This is a genomic window from Bifidobacterium ramosum, assembly GCF_009299505.1.
GTDB classification, from domain to species: domain Bacteria; phylum Actinomycetota; class Actinomycetes; order Actinomycetales; family Bifidobacteriaceae; genus Bifidobacterium; species Bifidobacterium ramosum.
The window spans coordinates 630,307-648,536 of record NZ_WBSM01000001.1 but is presented as its reverse complement, the minus strand read 5'-3'; the positions used below and the strand labels follow the sequence as shown (position 1 = coordinate 648,536).

Sequence of the window (18,230 nt, the reverse complement as noted above, 5' to 3'; positions counted from 1 at the left end):
GGTGAAGCGGTGAATTCAAGCCCCGGTAAACGGCGGTGGTAACTATAACCATCCTAAGGTAGCGAAATTCCTTGTCGGGTAAGTTCCGACCTGCACGAATGGCGTAACGACTTCCCCACTGTCTCGACCAGGAGCTCGGCGAAATTGCAGTACGAGTAAAGATGCTCGTTAAGCGCAGAAGGACGAAAAGACCCCGGGACCTTTACTATACCTTGGTATTGGCGTTAGGCGCGGATTGTGTAGCATAGGCGGGAGACTTCGAAGCCCAGGCGCCAGCTTGGGTGGAGTCGCAAGGTGAAATACCGCTCTGTTCTCGTTTGACGTCTAACCACGAGCAGTCATCCTGCTCTGGGACAGTGCCTGGCGGGTAGTTTAACTGGGGCGGTTGCCTCCCAAAGAGTAACGGAGGCGCTCAAAGGTCCGCTCAGCCCGGTTGGCAATCGGGTGTCGAGTGCAATCGCACAAGCGGGCTTGACTGTGAGAACGACGGTTCGAGCAGGGACGAAAGTCGGAGATAGTGATCCGGTGCCGGCGCACGGGCGCGGCATCGCTCAACGGATAAAAGGTACCCCGGGGATAACAGGCTGATCATTCCCAAGAGTCCATATCGACGGGATGGTTTGGCACCTCGATGTCGGCTCGTCGCATCCTGGGGCTGGAGCAGGTCCCAAGGGTTCGGCTGTTCGCCGATTAAAGCGGCACGCGAGCTGGGTTCAGAACGTCGTGAGACAGTTTGGTCTCTATCCTCTGCGCTCGTTGGAATCTTGAGGAGGCCTGCCCATAGTACGAGAGGACCTGGGTGGACGAACCTCTGGTATGCCGGTCGTCACGCCAGTGGCGTGGCCGGTTGGCTACGTTCGGAAGGGATAACCGCTGAAAGCATCTAAGCGGGAAGCCCGCTCCAAGATAAGGATTCCGTGGAGGCTTGACCTCCTGTACCCCCCATGCAGAACACGTGGTTGATAGGCCGGACGTGGAAGCCGCGCAAGCGGTGGAGCCGACCGGTACTAACGGGGGAGAGGCAATCATCTTCCTCCGGCCTTTTTTGGGTTGGTGGTGGCAACATCTTTCTTCTGCAGGTTCACGCATTGGCATCATGGAATGCTGTGCGGTCACATTACGGTTTTCGCGTCCATGATCCGGTTCCCGGACCGTCACGGTCCCTTGCCGCCCTGGGTTGTTCCGGGGTGATAATTATAGATTTGCGGCGGTCATGGCCCAGGTGAGACGCCCGGTCCCATTCCGAACCCGGAAGCTAAGGCCTGGCACGGCGATGGTACTGCACTCGATAGGGTGTGGGAGAGTAGCACGCCGCCGCATTCAACTTGTTGGACCCCGGTCGAGCGGTAACGCTCCCGGGGTCCTCTTTGCATATCCAGACACCAATCGAACAACAGATCTTCAGGGTCCGCACGCACACGAGACACAACACCTTGGTATCCACTGGCTCATGACATTCCAGCTCTTTGGGTGTCGTGGAGTATCGTGCTTTTTCTCCTTAACGGGCTTACAGCCGATTCCGGTATATGAATCGGCTGTAAACCCGTTGAAGTAGTGGCCTGTTATCAGTTACATGTGTCCCGTTATCGGTTACATGTAACCGACGGGGTTAGCTCAGTGCTTTCATCAGTGAATCGACATGGCCTTTGGCACGGACGTTGTACCGGGCCAGCGTAATCCGGCCATCGGTGTCGATTGCGAAGGCGGAGCGGATCACGCCGACATGCACCTTGCCGTACAGCTTCTTCTCTCCGTAGGCGCCATATAACTTGTGCACGGTCAGGTCAGGATCGGACAGCAGCGGAAAACTGATATGATCACGTTCCATGAAGCGGTGCAGCTTCGGCAGCGGATCCTTGGACACGCCGAGCACGGTGTATCCAAGCGCACCCAATCGGGCGAGATTGTCGCGGAAATCGCAGGCTTCGGTCGTGCATCCCGGTGTCATCGCGGCCGGATAGAAGTACAGCACCACCTTGTCGTGCGCGGTCAATGTCGACAGCGTGAGCTGCGTCTCCGTGCCATCCGGCAGCACGGCAGGCAACGTGAAATCGGGTGCCGACTGGCCGACCTCAAGTCGTGCGGGCAGATCGGACGCCGCGGAATCGATGTCATCGGCCATATCATGCGTCCTTTTTGCTGATCAGCAGCAGAATGCCCGCGATCTGGTTGGCGAAGATCAACGTGCACACCGCGAACGTCGTCGTGTTGGGCGACGTACCCTGATAGATCCGCCAACTGCGAACGGTCATTGGAATCATCCACGCCAGCGCGACGATCGTCCAGCACCATGCCACGCAGCCGATCACGTTCAATACGAACGCCGCCAACCGTAGATTGCGATCGGTTTCGGTCATCAGATACGTGCCGTCCGCGGCGTACGTCGGCTGGGCGTAGCCGTAGTTCGCATACTGGGGCTGCTGATATGGAGCCTGATACTGCTGACTCGCGTACGGATTTGGATTCGCGTTCGGATCCTGCTGTGATGTCGGCATGACGCTTTCCGTCCACTGGGTGCCGTCCCACCAACGCAGCCTCGTCGGATCCCCTGACGGATCCGGGTACCATCCGGGCTGATATTCTGCCATACGTCCTCATTTCTATCGGAAGTGTCGCTGCCATTCTAACAGCGGTCGTCGCGGCAGCATATGGCCCGTTCAACGGTCCACGAACATGCGGATGTCGCTGATCTCCTGCTCGCAGATCGCATGGCCCATGCCCGCGTATTCGTGATACTCGAGATGTCCGGCCGTGTTGAGCACGCGACGCGCGGTGAGCTGGTCGGCGGGTGGAATCGTGCGATCCTCCGTGCCGTATGCGAGGAAGCACCGCGTGTCGGAGGCGAGTATGGTATCCGTTTCGCCTGTGAATGATGGGCTGAGCAGGATCGCCGCATCGAACAACGTCGGATGCTCGACGACCATGCGATACGACAGATAGCCGCCCTGCGAAAAGCCGACCAGTATCGTGCGACGGTTGCTGAACATGCCGGCGTCCAGCAGCGAGACGACGGCGTCGCCGATCGTGGAACATGCACGGCGGCGTTCATCGACGCCGCAGCCGTCCGGATACCAGTAACTGCCACCCATGTACGGACGATCGACTGTGCCACGGAACGACAGATAGTTCGGCCGACGCGTCGGTTGCGATGCCACGTCCGCGCGGTCGTCCTGCCGATATACCGCGTCGAGAATGCGTATCATCTCCGACTCATCGTTGCCGTAGCCATGGAACATGACATACAGCGGATCGTGCGCGGTGGACGGATCCGTATCGATCTGACTGACGAACCGTAGCATCGTATTCCTCCCGTTTCCATGCCGACGTGACGTCCTGCCAACCATCCTAGGATAAATGGCTCGTCCTCCCTTTACGCGTGGCGGTTTTCGCTCGCTGAGCGGCGCGTCAGCGAGCGAAAACCGCCACGCACCACGATCATCGATACCGGAGCCGTGGCGGAAAACGCTCGCTGACGCTATGCTCAGCGAGCGTTTTCCGCCACGCGCGAGGGGAGGACGATGCCTGTCCGGCGGCGGGGACGGCGGAGGACGGACGGTTCGGCGGAGGGTGAACGCGGGGTGAACACGCGGAGTCGCGCGGCTGGGCGTGTCGCGTGTATAGTCGGATAGGTCACTTCTGTGGCCACCTTATCCGCTTCACGCAAGAAAGGTGAGCCGTGTCAGTAACAGATGAGTCGGTCGAGACGCCGATGATTGGTAAGAGCGTTATCTCGCTCGATGATCTTTCCCTCCGCCAGATCAAGGAACTGCTGCACAAGGCGCAGTACATCGATTCCCATCGCCGGGAAGTCGCGCACACCTGCGACGGCAGGGTGCTGGCCACGCTGTTCTACGAGCCGAGCACGCGCACGCGCCTGAGCTTCGAAACCGCCATGCTGCGCCTCGGCGGCAAGGTGATCGGCTTCGCCGGCTCCCAGCTGTCGAGCGCGTCCAAGGGCGAGTCGATCGCCGATACGCTCAAGACCGTGTCCAACTACGTCGACGTGGTCGCGATCCGCCACCCGAAGGAAGGCGCCGCGCTCGTCGCCTCCCGTGCCGCGTCCGTGCCGGTCATCAACGCCGGCGATGGCGGTCACATGCACCCCACGCAGACGCTCGCCGACCTCGCCACGCTGCAGTCGCGTTTCGGCCGCGTCACCGACCTGACCGTCGGCCTGTGCGGCGACCTCATGTTCGGCCGCACCGTGCACAGCCTTATCGAAACGCTGTGCCGCTTCGGCAACGTGCATTTCGTGCTCATCAGCCCCGACGAGCTCAAGACCCCGCAGTATGTGCTCGACCGCATCGACGCGACCCCGTCCTGCTCCTACACCGAGGTCAAGGACCTCGTCTCCGTGATCGGCGACCTCGACGTGCTGTACATGACCCGCGTGCAGCAGGAGCGCTTCTTCAACGAGGACGACTACCTGCGTCTGCGCGACACGTACATTCTCGACGAGGACAAGCTCCAGCTCGCCAAGCCGAGCATGGCCGTGCTGCACCCGCTGCCGCGCATCAACGAGATCGCCGTCGACGTCGACAACGATCCGCGCGCCGCCTACTTCGAGCAGGTGAAGAATGGCATGCTCATGCGCATGGCGCTCGAAAGCTCCGTGGTGGGCGACGAACTGCCCGGATACGAACCGCTTGAAGCCAAGGAGGTCAAGGCCTGATGGAAGTCACCAGCATCGTCAACGGCATCATCATCGATCATGTGCCGGCCGGCACCGCGCTCAAGGTGCTCGAATACCTGAAGATCAACCCGGCGAAGACCAAGCTCGCGCTGATCATGAACACCGACAGCCACCTGTACGGCACGAAGGACATCATCAAGATCGAGGACGAGGACGGCAAGAAGACGCCCGCCATCGACCTTGACGTGCTCGGCCTCGTCGCGCGAACCGCGACCGTCGGCATCGTGCGCGGCGGCAAGATCGTCGAGAAGAAGACGCCGACGCTGCCCGAGCATGTGGTCAACATCCTCACTTGCAGGAACCCGCGCTGCGTGACCACCACCGAACGCGGCATCGACCAGATGTTCCACCTGACGCACTCCGAGCGTCAGGAATACCGTTGCGACTACTGCGACGAGGAAGCGAAGCTGTAATGCTGACCCTGCGCAACATCACGGTATGGGACACCGGCGAGACCATCGACCTGGTGATTCCCGACGCCGACGCGAGCCGACTGTTCAGCGAACCAGACGCGGTGACGAACGGCGAGTTCGACGCGACCGGCCTGACCGTCGCGCCCGGATTCGCCGATCCGCACGTGCACTTCCGCGATCCCGGCCAGACGTACAAGGAGTCGATGATCTCCGGCTGCCGCGCGTCCGCGTCGGGCGGCTACACGAATGTGCTCATCATGCCGAATACCGTGCCCGCGATGGACGGCGAGCCGGTCACGACCGACGAGTCCGGTGCGTCCGAAGTGCTCGATGCCGGCTATGGCACGGTGATCGACTACCTGCAGCACTACGAGGCCGCGCACGGCACGGCGCTGCCGGTACGCTACGACCTGTGCGTGTGCGCGTCAAAGGGACGCGTCGGCGGCGAGGCCACCGATCCGGCCCGTTGGCGCGATTACCTACCGTCGTCCGCGACCGTGCGCGGGAAAGCCAAGGACGCATACCAGATCGCCCATCCGGTGACCGCGGTCAGCGACGACGGTTCCGCCGTGACTCCCGCGATTCTCGACGACGTGCTGCGCAACGTCAAGGACACCGGTCTGTATCTGATCGAACACTGCGAACACCACGACACCGGCGCGGTCAACGACGGTCCGGTCGCGCGCGAACTCGGCGTGCCCGGCATCCCGGAGGACACCGAGCTGAAGATCGTGGCGCGGGATATCGACAAGGCCCGCGAAACCGGTGTCCACGTGCACTTCCAGCACGTGAGCACGGCGATCTCGTTCGACGCGATCCGCAACGCGAAGGCCGAAGGCCTGCCGGTCACCTGCGAGACCGCACCGCACTACATTGCATTGTGCGACGAGGATCTCTTGAAGTACGGCACGCTGGCCAAAATGAACCCGCCGCTGCGCTCCGCGGCCGACCGTCAGGCGACGATCGCCGCGATCGCCGACGGCACGGTCGACATGCTCGCCACTGACCACGCGCCGCATACGCTCGAAGAGAAGGAACGTGGGTTCCTCGACGCGCCGAACGGCATCATCGGGCTGGAATGCGCGTATGGCGTGGCACACAAGGTGCTCGTGGAGGGTGGATACATCGACGATCAGCGGCTCATCGAGCTGATGTCAGTCGCGCCGCAGCATCTCATGGGCCATGTGCCGACCGACGTGGCCGGGCTGCTCAACACGTCGTCCAAGTGCGCGGTCAAGCGCACGCTGGACCTGAGCAAGGTCGAGCATCCCGAGAACGTCGATCTGGTGATCCTGAACACGAAGGAATCCTGGACGGTGGATCCTGAACAGTTCCACTCGGCCGCACGCAACACGCCGTTCGGCGGATGGCAGGTGACCGGACGGCCGCTCGCCACGGTGATCGGCTCGAAACTGGTGTTCAGCCGGATTCGGTAATCGATGGCATAACGCGTCGTGGCTCTCCTCAGTCAGCTTCGCTGACGGCTCCCCTCATAGAGGGGAGCCGCATCAACGGTGGCCACCATCACTCTTCCCAACGAAAGGACAACGTTTATGGATCGACTGATCGAAGCGATCGAGAACGCGCAGAACCCGAGCGTGGTCGGACTTGACCCGACGCCGGCGCTCGTGCCGCCGCAGGTCGTCGCATCGTTCGCCGACGAAGTGCGCGACTCCGTCGAGGATCCGGCCGAAATCCCGGCCGCGCAACTCGCCGTCGCCTATTTCGAATTCAACCGTGCGATCATCGACGCGGTCGCCGACATCGTGCCCGCCGTCAAACCGCAGATCGCCATGTACGAGGCGATCGGCCCGGCCGGCGTCGACGCGTACACGATGACCTGCGAATACGCGCAGCAGCAGGGGCTCTATGTGCTCGGCGACATCAAGCGCGGCGACATCGGCTCGACCGCCGCCGCCTACGCCGGACACCTGAGCGGCGTCGCGGGCTTCGAGGACGGCATGCAGCCGTTCGACCCGTGGCATGAGGATGCGGTCACCGTCAACCCGTACCTCGGCACCGACGGCATCACGCCGTTCGTGGACGCGGCGGCGGCCGCTGACAAGGACATCTTCGTGCTCGTGCGCACGTCGAACCCGTCCAGCAAGGAACTGCAGGAACTCGACCTCGCCGACGGCGGCAAGCTCTATGAGCACGTCGCCGACCTGGTCGAAGGCTGGGGGAGCGCGACCATCGGCAGCCACGGCTACTCGCGCGTCGGCGCGGTCGTCGGCGCCACCCACCCCGAGGAAGGCGCGGCGCTGCGCGAACGCATGCCGCACACGTTCTTCCTCGTGCCCGGCTACGGCGCACAGGGCGGCACGGCCGCGGGTGTCGCCGGCATGTTCGACAAGAACGGTTCCGGTGCGATCGTCAACTCGTCGCGCGGCATCATCGGTGCATGGAAGAAGACCGGCGACTACCACGAGGACATGAGCGCGGATGAGGCGCTCGATTTGGTCGCCTCCGCGGCACGTCAGGCCGCCGGCGACATGCGCGACGATCTGCGCGTGAACGTGTACCGGTAAGCCGGTGGCTGCGGCAGACCTTAGCGTAAGCTGGAATATTGGCGCTGAATAGATTGATGCAGACGAGGAGAATCACGGAAGCAATGCCTACAGCAACCTTCACCCCCACCGCCGACGTGGTCGCCGAAGCGACCGAAGCCGGCTATTTCCCCGGCCGCCATACGGTCGAGATCACCGAGGTCACGAAACTCACCGACGGCGTGTACCGTCTCACGTTCCGTGATCAGTACATCGCGAAGCACGCCCGTCCGGCGCAGTTCGTGAACCTGTTCAGCCACGATCCGATGAAACTGCTGCCGCGCCCGTTCGGCGTAAGCGAAGTGGACGGCGATCTGGTGAGCGTCATCTTCGCCGTCGTCGGCAAGGGTACCGCCGAATTCTCCGGACTTACGGCCGGCGACCATATCGACGTGCTCGGCCCGCTCGGTCGTCCGTTCAACACGAAGACCGCGTCGCATTACATCCTCGTCGGCGGTGGTCTCGGCGTGCCGCCGCTCATCTACACCGCACAGCATCTCCAGTCGAACGACGGCGTGCGCACCACCGCCGTGTTCGGTTACCGCAACGATCACTTCGCCGACCAGTACGTATCCCGTTACGCGGACGCGACGGTGAGCATCGACGAATCCGAAGGCAACGTCATCACGCTGCTCGACCGGATGGAAGCCGCCGGCGAACTCAGTCGCGACGGTCTTGCGCCGGTGATCCTGTCCTGCGGTCCGCTGCCGATGATGAAGGCGGTGGCGCAGTGGGCGTCCAAGCGCGACATCCCGAGCCAGCTGAGCATGGAGCAACGCATGGGCTGCGGCTACGGCACCTGCGTGGTGTGCGTGGTCGATACCGTGGAAGGCCGCAAGAAGGTGTGCTCGGACGGCCCGGTGTTCACCGCGGAACAGCTCGGATGGGAGGCGTGAGACGATGACCGAGAACGGCAACACCCCGATCAACGTGTACGAGAAGTACGAGTGGAAGCATAAGACCGTCGTCGCCGGCGTCGAATGGAAGAACCCGGTCGGCACCGCGTCCGGCACGTTCCAGCTGGCCGCCTGCCGCTGGTTCTACGACGTGAGCCAGATGGGCGCGATCTCCACCAAAGGCGTCTCCCCGGTGCCGTGGGAAGGCAATCCCGGCCCGCGCACGGCCGAATCCCCGGCCGGCATGGTCAATGCGGTCGGCCTGCAGAACCCCGGCGTCGACCATTATCTCGTCGACGAACTGCCCAAGCTCAAGGAACTCGGCGCGACCGTCGTCACCAACGTCGCCGGCCACAGCGACGACGACTACGCGCAGGTCGTCGCCAAACTCGCCGACTCGCCGGCCGACATGCTCGAAATCAACGTGAGCTGCCCGAACGTGAGCCACGGCGGCATGTCCGTCGGCACCGACCCGGTCGCATTGAGCCGACTCATCGGCCACCTGCGCAAGCTCACGTCCAAGCCGATGATCGTCAAGCTGTCGCCGAACGTGACCGACATCGCGACCATCGCACGCGCCGCCGCCGAAGCGGGCGCGGACGCGCTGAGCCTGATTAACACGCTCGTCGGCATGCGCATCGACATCCGCACCGGCGAGCCGATCATCTCCAACCGCACCGGCGGCGTGAGCGGCCCGGCGATCTTCCCGATCGCGCTCGGCTTCGTATGGCGCGTGCGCCAGGCCTTGCCGGACATCCCGATCATCGGCATCGGCGGCATCGACTCCGGCGAGAAGGCGCTCGAATTCCTGTACGCCGGCGCGAACGCCGTCGAAGTGGGCGCGGCCGCATTGTACGATCCGACCGCGCCGATCCGCGTGGCGCGCGAACTCGACGACCTGCTCGACTCACGTCCGGAGCTTGCGGCGAAGCTCGCCGCGGGCGAGACCTGGCGCTGACGGCACCGTATGACGTATGTTTCGGCTCCCCGTTCCACCGGGGAGCCGCGGTTTCGATAAGGAGAACATCATGACCACCGCATCGCTCGACCATCGCTTCACCGAGTTCCTGCTCGACTCGCAGGCGCTCAAGTTCGGCGACTTCACCCTGAAGTCCGGCCGCAAGTCCCCGTACTTCATCAACGCGGGCGCGTTCAACGACGGTCGCAAGATCGCCACGCTCGGCGCGTTCTACGCCGAGAAGATCGCCGAGGAAATCAAGGCCGGCAATCTGCCCGCCGACATCGACACCGTGTTCGGCCCGGCGTACAAGGGCATCCCACTGGGCGTGTCCACCGCGATCGCGCTGACCTCCGCGCACGGCATGGAGATCGGCTACACGTTCGACCGCAAGGAGAAGAAGGACCACGGCGACGGCGGCATGATGGTCGGCACGCAGCTCAAGGACGGTATGAAGGTGCTGCTCGTCGACGACGTGATGACCGCCGGCACCGCCGTGCGCGAGGTCATCCCCAAGCTCAAGGCCGAAGCGGACGTCGAGGTCGTGGGCCTCGTGCTCTCGGTCGACCGCATGGAGAAGACCAAGGACTCCGACCTGTCCGCCGTCAAGGCCGTCGAGGCCGAGTTCGGCTTCCCGGTGTTCGCCATCGCCAACGTGCGCGAGATCTTCGAGGCCGGCCAGCACATCACCACCGCGTCCGGCGAACCGTACGTGACACCCGAGATCAAGGCCGCCGCCGACGCCTACCTCGCCCAGTACGGCGCCTGATTCCCCACGCGCGACATCGTACGGCCGTAACTCAGCATCATCATCGTCAACATGTTGAGATACGGCCGTTTTTCATGTCCGAAACGACCGTAACTCAACAAGAACGTCATCATACTGTTGAGTTACGGTCGTTGCGGGGCTCGGAGAAGGCCGTAACTCAACATGAATGTCGTGTACATGTTGAGTTACGGCCTTCATGCGATGTCTGATGCGTCGCCGGCTAGTTCAGTTGCGAACATGCAGGTGCGCGTACCCGTGGGGACTTGGATGCAATGACCAGCGGATCGTGGTGGTCTGCCTGAGAAAACACTCGTCATGGGAGACGAGGATGAGCGCGCCAGGGTACCGCGCCAGCGCGCGGCCCAACGCTTGGATCGAATGCAGATCAAGATGATTCGTCGGCTCGTCCATGACGATCAGATGCGGATGCCGACGTAGCCCCAGGCACAGCAGCAGTTTGCGCAGTTCGCCCGGCGACGGGTTGCCGCCGGCAAGCAGCCGATCCGGGTCGGCATTGAGTTGCGCGACGGACGACAGCACGACGCCGCGTTCCTTTGCCGGTAATGCGCCCAACGTTTCCATCGCCCATCGGGCATCCTCAGACGTGGTGTTCTGTGCGATCGTCAGCCGCGGTACAGGAAGCCCGGTACGCTGCTCGTCCTGCGTGACCGCACGCAATAGTGCCTTGACCAGCGTGGTTTTGCCGGTGCCGTTCGGGCCATTGATGCCGATATGATCGTGCGCGCCGACCGTCAGCATCGGAATGGTGACACCGCTGCCGGAAACGTTCTCGCCGCGGTTTCCATCACCGTCGGTCCCATAGGCGATGAATCCTTCCGGCAGCCGCGCCAGTTCGCGTCGGCTGCTCGACTCGGCATCCATCCAGAGATCGCCGTCATAGCGTTTTGCCGCGGTGACGATGTCCGCCGCACGTTCCTGCGCGGCCTCGACCTGTGCGTCGATGCGGGCGCTCGCCGGTCCGAGACTGCTCGGATTGTGGTTGTACTTGATCGCACTGCGCGCGTCATGGTCCTTGGGATCGACGAACCGATGATTCCTGGCCGACGACACCTCCAACGTCGCATCATGCTTGCGCTGTGTCTTGACCGACGACAGTCGCGCGGATTCGCGGCGAGCGTCGCGCAACATCGCATCCGCGGACTGCCGGTCGATCGCCGCGCTGGCTGATGCGACGGCATAGTTGCCCGGACGCGTTCGCACGACGGTCACATTTCTTCCGCGCACATGGTCGCGCTCGAAGAACGCGCAACGGTCGGCCACCGCGTCCATCAACGCCACGTCATGCGATACGAGAACGCCGATGCCGTCGAACGCGCGCAACGCGGCGATGATGCGCTCGCGGGTCATCGCGTCCACATGGTTCGTCGGCTCGTCCAGCACGAGCACGTCCGGGTGCAATGCCAGCGTGCATGCGATCTGCAGTCGTTTCGCCTCGCCGCCGGACAAGGTATCCACGCGCCATGGCCAGTCGTCGCCGATGCCGAGATCGCGACGGATGGCCAATGCCTCCGGTGACCAGTCGTTGGCGAAATCGTCCAGATTCGCCGGCGTCTCGTCCGTGTTCTGCGGACAGTATCCGGCGACGATGCCGCCCGGGGCGGGGGAGATGGCGCCGGAATCGGGACGGAGACGGCCGAGCGCAATGCGGATCAGCGTGGTTTTGCCGATGCCGTTGTCGCCCAATACGGCCGTCCAGCCGCGGGGGAACGTGACCGATATGTCGGTGAACAGCGGTTCCGGAGCTTCGGGATAGGTAAAGGTGATATGGGACAGTGCGAGTACGGAATTCGGTGACATTATGGTGCTCCAATGCGGTACGTTTGCCGTGGACCGGCGTCACGCTGATGATTGCGGGACGACGGTCCGCGGCGTGATGGATGTGATTGCGTATGGCACCAATAAGCGAACGGCATATGCAAGGACGGCGACGCCGCCATGGATTCGATTCGAAGCGAATCCATGCGCGGAGCCGTGCGACAAGCGTGTCCATACGGATATGCCTCACCCGTGAAGCCGTCCGCCGGTGCCGCTTATCGAATAATCAACGTAAGTAAGTCCTTGCCGTTCCGGCGATTCTGGCATATCGAGCCGCCGATGTTTTGTCTGAACGCTTCACATCATACACGGGAATCGGACTTATAAACGCGCCTCACGTAGCGGGCGGATGGTATAAACGTAGGTTATGACACTGCTGCAGCTGAAATATATCGTCAAGATCGTGGAGTGCGGGTCGATGAACGAGGCCTCGCATGAACTGTACGTCTCGCAGCCCGCGTTGAGCTCGTCCGTGAAGGAACTCGAGAACGAGCTGGGCATCGAGATTTTCACCCGCTCGTCGCAGGGCATCGCCCTGACCGTCGACGGCGCGGAGTTCCTCACCTATGCGCGTCAGGTACTCGATCAGGCCGCCCTGCTCGAGGAGCGCTACAAGAACGCGAAGCCGCGCAAACAGCTGTGCTCCGTGTCCACCCAGCACTACATGTTCGCCGTCGAGGCGTTCGTCGAGATGATCAACTCGATCAAGTCCGACGAATACGAGTTCACGATCCGCGAGACGCGTACCAAGGACATCATCAACCAGGTCGCCAACATGCTCTCCGAGATCGGCATCCTGTACCTGTCCGACTTCAACAAGGACGTGATCGGCAAGCTGCTGCGCGAGAAGCACCTCGAATTCCATCCGCTGTTCCGCGCCCCGCTGCACGTGTTCCTTGCCCGCACCAACCCGCTGGCCGGCAAGAAGAAGCTCACGATGGAGGACTTGAAGCCCTATCCGTTCATCCAGTACGAGCAGGGCGAGGACGGCAGCTTCTACTTCGCGGAAGAGGCCGTGTGGCCCGAATACAATCCGAAGCAGATCAACGTGACCGACCGTGCGACGATCCTTAACTTCATCGTCGGTCTCAACGGCTACACGGTGTGCACCGGCATCGACAATGGCGATCTCAACAACGAGAAGATCGTCACCGTGCCGCTCGACTCGGATGAGACGATGCTCGTCGGCTGGATCACCAACGAGCGCGCGAAGCTGTCGAAGGCGGCGGAGGACTATCTGTCGAAACTCAAGTCGGTGGTCGCCTCGCACGGGTACAAGCTGATCGACTGATCGATGGCTCGGCCGAGACGGAAGGCTGTTGCGAATCGGCTTGATTGCAAGCGATTCGCAACTGTATATATAACACTTGCGGTACTGTTCTGTTGTAGTATAGAACAGTACCGCAAGTGTCGTTATGACGGTTTTCGGCGGGGATGACCGGCATATGGGATACGGCGAAACGCGCCGGCCTGCGGTGTTGCTAGTCTTGTTTGCGTTCACAACCGTTGCGTCCGGCACAGCCGCCCGGCAACGCAGCGACCATCATCAAAGGAACGGCAAGTGAAGACGGTACGAATACTGTTGCGACATGTCGGCGAATTCAAACGGGATTCGATCCTGACGCCGATATGGATGATAGGCGAAGTGGCATGCGAGATGATCATCCCGCTGCTCATGGCCACGCTCATCGATCAAGGCGTCGAGAAGGGCGACATGGGCGTGATCTCCCGCACGGCCGGGCTCATGGTGCTCATGGCTCTGTGCGGCCTGACCGTCGGGTGTCTCGGCTCGGTGTTTGGTTCGCGTGCTGCGACCGGCTTCGCGAAGAACCTGCGCCAGGACCAGTACGACAACATTCAGACGTTCTCGTTCTCGAACATCGACCGGTTCTCCACGCCGAGCCTCGTGACCCGCCTCACCACCGACGTGATGAACATCCAGAACGCGTTCATGATGATCCTGCGTATGGTGCCGCGCGCGTTCTCCAGCCTCATCATCGCCATGTGCATGGCGTTCGTCGTCTCCGGTACGATGGCCCTGATCTACCTCGGCGCGGTCGTCGTGCTCGGCACCATCCTCGGCATCCTCATGAACATCGCCGCGAAATACTTCCGCCAGGCGTTCCCCGAATACGACGCGATGAACGAGTCCGTCGAGGAGAACGTTACCGCCATGCGCGCGGTTAAGGCGTTCGCCCGCGAAGGCATGCAGACGCGCGTGTTCAAGGCCACGTCGAAGCGCATCTACGACATCTTCCTCAAAGCCGAGCTCGTGCTCGCCGCCGTCGACCCGATCATCCAGACCACCGTGTGGGGGTGTCTGCTGCTCATCAGCTGGGTCGGCTCGCACCTCATCGTGCAGGACCAGCTCACCACCGGCGACCTGACCAGTCTGCTCATGTACTGCATGAACATCCTCATGAGCCTGGTCATGCTGTCGATGACGATCGTGATGATCACCATGTCGTCCGCCAGCGCCCGCCGCATCGCCGAAGTGCTCGAGGAGAAGGACGACATGCCCGTCGCCGCGCATCCGGTCGAACAGGTACGCGACGGCTCGATCGAGTTCCGTCACGTCGACTTCGCCTATCCGGCCGTCAAGCTCTCGGAAAATGACCCGGCCGCGAAGCGTCGCATCGAAGCCACCCGCCAGCTCATCGCCAAAGGCCCCGAGAACGTGCTCACCGACATCAACCTGACGATCCCGTCCGGCTCGGTCGTCGGCGTGATCGGCGGCACCGGCTCGTCCAAGACCACGCTCGTGAACCTCATCCCGCGCCTGTATGACGTCACCGGCGGCAGTCTCACGGTCGGCGGCGTGGATGTGCGCGACTACGACCGCACCGTGCTGCGCGACAAGGTCGCCGTCGTATTGCAGAACAACGTGCTGTTCTCCGGCACGATCCTGTCCAACATGCGCTGGGGCAACCCGAACGCGACCGTCGACGACTGCAGGCGCGCGTGCGCGATCGCCTGCGCCGACGAATTCATCGACAGGCTGCCCGACGGCTACGAGTCGAAGGTCGAGCAGGGCGGCCAGAACTTCTCCGGCGGCCAGAAGCAGCGCCTGTGCATCGCGCGTGCGCTGCTCAAGGACCCGAAGGTATTGATCCTGGACGATTCGACATCCGCGGTCGACACCGGCACCGACGCGAAGATCCGGCATGCATTCGCCAGCCAGATGTCCGACGTGACGAAGATCATCATCGCGCAGCGCATCTCCAGCGTGCAGGATGCGGACATGATCGTCGTGCTCGACGACGGGCGGATCAGCGGCGTCGGCACGCACGACGAGCTCATGCGATCGAACGAGATCTACCGTAGCATCGTCGAACTGCAGACGCAGGGCGGCGGCGACTTCGACGAGGAGCAGTTCGCGCAGCTGTCGTCGGAGGTGACGGGTGCGGCGAGTGACGCGAACGATACGAACGCCGTAACCGGCGACACACAGGATGACGTCCGAAACGATGTCGACGACAAGGAGGTGCGCTGATGCCCGGTCCACGTGGCAATGCCGGCCGTATGGCCGCCGGCGCGAAACAGGGACGCGAACTCGACCATCCATTCCGCATCTTCATGCGGCTCATGCGGTTCGTGTTCGGCATGTACGGCGTGCAGTACGGCATCGTGATCGCGCTCATCGTCGTCACGATCTACGCGCAGGTGCGCGGCAACCTGTTCTTCCAGACGCTCATCGACAACTACATCACGCCGATGCTCACCTCGCACGACCACGACTTCGGCCCGCTGCTCGGCGCGATCGGCGTGATGGCGTCGATCTACGCGGCCGGCATCGTCGCCAACGCGGTGAGCGCCGTGCTCAAGGCGTTCATCACGCAAGGGTTCATGATGAAGCTGCGCAACCGCATGTTCACGCACATGCAGCGTCTGCCGCTCGGCTACTTCGACACGAACACGCGCGGCGACGTGATGAGCCTGTACACCAACGATATCGACACGCTGCGCCAGATGGTCTCGCAGTCCATCCCGCAGATCATCAACTCGGTGTTCAGCATCGTCATGATCCTGTTCAGCATGATCTACCTGAGCGTGCCGCTGACCGTGGTCGTGCTCGTCGTGTCCGGTCTCATGATCTGGATGACGAAGGTCATGACCGGTAAGTCCGGCACGTATTTCTCCCGCCAGCAGAAGTCGGTCGGCGAGCTCAACGGCTACGTCGAGGAGATGATGAGCGGTCAGAAGGTCGTCAAGGTGTTCACGCACGAGTCCGCGGCCAAAGCCGATTTCCGCGAACGCAACGACCGGCTGTTCGACGCGTCCAACAAGGCGAACATGTTCTCCGGCTTCCTCGGGCCGATCAACAACCAGCTCGGCTATGTGGCGTATGTCCTGTGCGCGCTCGTCGGCGGCTGGCTTGCCGTCAACGGCGTGACCGGACTCACGCTGGGCGGACTGGTGAGCTTCCTGACGTTCGTCAAGAGCTTCACGATGCCGATCAGCCAGGTCAGCCAGCAGCTCAACGCGATCGTCATGGGCTTGGCCGGCGCGGACCGTATCTTCAAGCTGCTCGACCAGAAAGTCGAATCGGACGACGGCAAGACCACGCTGGTGAGTGTGCGTCGCGACGCTGCGACCGGTGCGTTGCACGAGACGGACGACCGTACCGATCAGTGGGGTTGGCGTTCGTCGGATGGGCGGATCGTGCCGATGCGCGGCGACATCCGACTCGATCATGTGACGTTCAGCTACGTGCCCGGCAAGACGATCCTGCACGACATGACGATGTTCGCCAAACCAGGCCAGAAGATCGCGCTCGTCGGCTCGACCGGCGCCGGCAAGACGACGATCACGAACCTGATCACCCGATTCTACGACATCGACTCCGGCACGATCACGTACGACGGCATCGACATCGCCGACATCCACAAGTCCGACCTGCGCCGGTCGCTCGGCATGGTGCTGCAGGACACGCATCTGTTCTCCGGATCGATCATGGAGAACATTCGCTTCGGCCGGCTCGACGCGACCGATGAGGAGGTGATCGCCGCGGCCAAGCTCGCCAACGCGCACACGTTCATCGAGAAGCTGCCGAACGGCTATGACACGCAGCTGACCGGCGACGGCGCGTCGCTGAGTCAAGGCCAGCGGCAGATGCTCGCGATCGCGCGCGCCGCCGTGGCCGACCCGCCCGCGTTGATTTTGGACGAGGCGACCTCGTCGATCGACACGCGCACCGAGTCGCTCGTGCAGGCCGGCATGGACGAGCTCATGAAGGGACGCACCACGTTCGTGATCGCGCACCGGCTGTCCACGATCCGCAACGCCGACTGCATCATGGTGATCGAGGCGGGCCGCATCATCGAACGCGGCACGCACGACGAGCTCATCGCCCAGCAGGGCCGCTACTACACGCTGTACACCGGCTTGAAGGGAACGAAGCGGTAAAAGGAGTGGTAAGAAGGAAGCCTGTATGCACGGCATGCGTGCATACAGGCTTCCTTCTTATCGATATGAGATTGTTACTACAGGCGCACGCCCAGCGCGGCGAGGGATTCGCGGGCCTGCAGTGCGTTTTCGAAGAGGATGCCGTGGATGCCGACCTCGTTCGCGCCGACCACGTTCTTCGCGGTGTCGTCGAAGAACACGCATTGTCCGGCGTCAAGGCCGAAACGGGTCAGCGCGAGTTCGTAGATGTCGGCGTTCGGTTTGTGCATCTTCTCCACGCCGGAGACGACCGTGCCGTTCAGCAGTTCGGCCAGATGCGGGAACTTCTCGAACGCAAGATGGAACGTTTCATGCGACCAATTCGTCAGGCCCCACACGCCGTAGCCGTGGCGTTTGAGGTCCTCGAGTAGTTCGACCATGCTGGGCAGTGTGCGCGGCAGCGCGTCATCGTAATGGTCGATGTAGTACTGGAAGATCCGCGCGATGTCCTCGCCCTGCTCGCGCACGACATCCGGGTAGATGCTGGCGAAATCCTCGCCGGCGTCCATGCGATCCTCGTAGTGGAAGAAGCCGTGCGGATCGTCGTCGGCGCAGATCGCGGCCACCACGTCGTCGGGGAAATGGCCTTCCAGACAGGCACGGGTCTGCCAGTCGAGCAGAACGCCGCAGAAATCGAAAATGACGTCGGTGATGTGGGACTGGTCGGACATGAA

Annotated in this window: 15 protein-coding genes and 2 rRNA genes; 12 read left to right on the top strand and 5 right to left on the bottom strand. The window is 62.5% G+C overall.

What is annotated here, in order from left to right; translation table 11 throughout:
• Both DSM100688_RS02815 and rrf read left to right on the top strand, forming a co-directional pair.
• Positions 1 to 1,032 (top strand): 23S ribosomal RNA (locus DSM100688_RS02815); the annotation flags it as partial.
• Positions 1,033 to 1,203: 171 nt separating this feature from the next.
• A 5S ribosomal RNA gene (gene rrf / locus DSM100688_RS02810) occupies positions 1,204 to 1,320 on the top strand.
• 289 nt (positions 1,321 to 1,609) lie between these two features.
• Here rrf and DSM100688_RS02805 read toward each other — a convergent pair.
• The 3 genes from DSM100688_RS02805 to DSM100688_RS02795 all read right to left on the bottom strand — a co-directional run bounded on the left by DSM100688_RS02805 (position 1,610) and on the right by DSM100688_RS02795 (position 3,299).
• The gene (locus tag DSM100688_RS02805; RefSeq protein ID WP_152357609.1) at positions 1,610 to 2,122 is read right to left on the bottom strand and encodes a peroxiredoxin; all 513 of its coding nucleotides are present in this window, start codon (positions 2,120 to 2,122) and stop codon (positions 1,610 to 1,612) included.
• A 1-nt stretch (position 2,123) separates the two neighbouring features.
• Positions 2,124 to 2,588 (bottom strand): DUF2510 domain-containing protein, encoded by a 465-nt coding sequence (locus tag DSM100688_RS12000; RefSeq protein ID WP_152357608.1) that lies wholly within the window; start codon positions 2,586 to 2,588, stop codon positions 2,124 to 2,126.
• Between the two features lie 69 nt (positions 2,589 to 2,657).
• Positions 2,658 to 3,299 carry an alpha/beta hydrolase gene (locus DSM100688_RS02795; protein WP_152357607.1) on the bottom strand — a complete coding sequence of 214 codons (642 nt, stop codon included), beginning with the start codon at positions 3,297 to 3,299 and terminating at the stop codon, positions 2,658 to 2,660.
• Positions 3,300 to 3,709: 410 nt separating this feature from the next.
• On the opposite strand from DSM100688_RS02795, the gene pyrB reads away from it, so the two are divergent.
• The 7 genes from pyrB (at position 3,710) to pyrE (ending at position 10,275) form a co-directional block, all read left to right on the top strand.
• Positions 3,710 to 4,672 carry an aspartate carbamoyltransferase gene (pyrB, locus tag DSM100688_RS02790; RefSeq protein WP_152357661.1) on the top strand — a complete coding sequence of 321 codons (963 nt, stop codon included), beginning with the start codon at positions 3,710 to 3,712 and terminating at the stop codon, positions 4,670 to 4,672.
• The gene (locus DSM100688_RS02785; RefSeq protein ID WP_152357606.1) at positions 4,672 to 5,106 is read left to right on the top strand and encodes an aspartate carbamoyltransferase regulatory subunit; all 435 of its coding nucleotides are present in this window, start codon (positions 4,672 to 4,674) and stop codon (positions 5,104 to 5,106) included. Before pyrB ends, DSM100688_RS02785 begins: the two co-directional genes overlap by 1 nt.
• Positions 5,106 to 6,542: a dihydroorotase gene (locus DSM100688_RS02780; RefSeq protein WP_152357605.1), complete on the top strand. Its 1,437-nt coding sequence runs from the start codon at positions 5,106 to 5,108 to the stop codon at positions 6,540 to 6,542. The genes DSM100688_RS02785 and DSM100688_RS02780 overlap by 1 nt, the downstream gene beginning before the upstream one ends.
• A 117-nt stretch (positions 6,543 to 6,659) precedes the next feature.
• Positions 6,660 to 7,634: an orotidine-5'-phosphate decarboxylase gene (gene pyrF, locus DSM100688_RS02775; protein ID WP_152357604.1), complete on the top strand. Its 975-nt coding sequence runs from the start codon at positions 6,660 to 6,662 to the stop codon at positions 7,632 to 7,634.
• 83 nt (positions 7,635 to 7,717) lie between these two features.
• Positions 7,718 to 8,548: a dihydroorotate dehydrogenase electron transfer subunit gene (locus DSM100688_RS02770; RefSeq protein WP_152357603.1), complete on the top strand. Its 831-nt coding sequence runs from the start codon at positions 7,718 to 7,720 to the stop codon at positions 8,546 to 8,548.
• Positions 8,549 to 8,552: 4 nt separating this feature from the next.
• Positions 8,553 to 9,506: a dihydroorotate dehydrogenase gene (locus DSM100688_RS02765; RefSeq protein ID WP_152357602.1), complete on the top strand. Its 954-nt coding sequence runs from the start codon at positions 8,553 to 8,555 to the stop codon at positions 9,504 to 9,506.
• A 70-nt stretch (positions 9,507 to 9,576) separates the two neighbouring features.
• Positions 9,577 to 10,275, top strand: coding sequence for an orotate phosphoribosyltransferase (gene pyrE, locus DSM100688_RS02760; protein ID WP_033493561.1), 699 nt, complete (start codon positions 9,577 to 9,579; stop codon positions 10,273 to 10,275).
• A gap of 225 nt (positions 10,276 to 10,500) precedes the next feature.
• Here the strand turns inward: pyrE and DSM100688_RS02755 are convergent, their stop codons facing one another.
• Complete coding sequence (locus DSM100688_RS02755; protein WP_152357601.1) at positions 10,501 to 12,093, bottom strand: ATP-binding cassette domain-containing protein; 1,593 nt, start codon at positions 12,091 to 12,093, stop codon at positions 10,501 to 10,503.
• A gap of 385 nt (positions 12,094 to 12,478) precedes the next feature.
• Here DSM100688_RS02755 and DSM100688_RS02750 point away from each other — a divergent pair, with 385 nt between their 5' ends.
• The 3 genes from DSM100688_RS02750 (at position 12,479) to DSM100688_RS02740 (ending at position 17,517) form a co-directional block, all read left to right on the top strand.
• On the top strand, positions 12,479 to 13,402 hold the full coding sequence (locus DSM100688_RS02750) for a LysR family transcriptional regulator (protein ID WP_152357600.1): 924 nt from the start codon (positions 12,479 to 12,481) through the stop codon (positions 13,400 to 13,402).
• A 270-nt stretch (positions 13,403 to 13,672) separates the two neighbouring features.
• Positions 13,673 to 15,604 (top strand): ABC transporter ATP-binding protein, encoded by a 1,932-nt coding sequence (locus DSM100688_RS02745; protein ID WP_240811831.1) that lies wholly within the window; start codon positions 13,673 to 13,675, stop codon positions 15,602 to 15,604.
• Entirely contained in the window at positions 15,604 to 17,517 is a 1,914-nt protein-coding gene (locus DSM100688_RS02740) for an ABC transporter ATP-binding protein (RefSeq protein ID WP_152357598.1), read from the top strand. The genes DSM100688_RS02745 and DSM100688_RS02740 overlap by 1 nt, the downstream gene beginning before the upstream one ends.
• Before the next feature lie 77 nt (positions 17,518 to 17,594).
• Here DSM100688_RS02740 and DSM100688_RS02735 read toward each other — a convergent pair whose 3' ends face one another.
• Complete coding sequence (locus DSM100688_RS02735) at positions 17,595 to 18,227, bottom strand: HAD family hydrolase (protein ID WP_152357597.1); 633 nt, start codon at positions 18,225 to 18,227, stop codon at positions 17,595 to 17,597.
• Positions 18,228 to 18,230 lie beyond the last annotated feature (3 nt).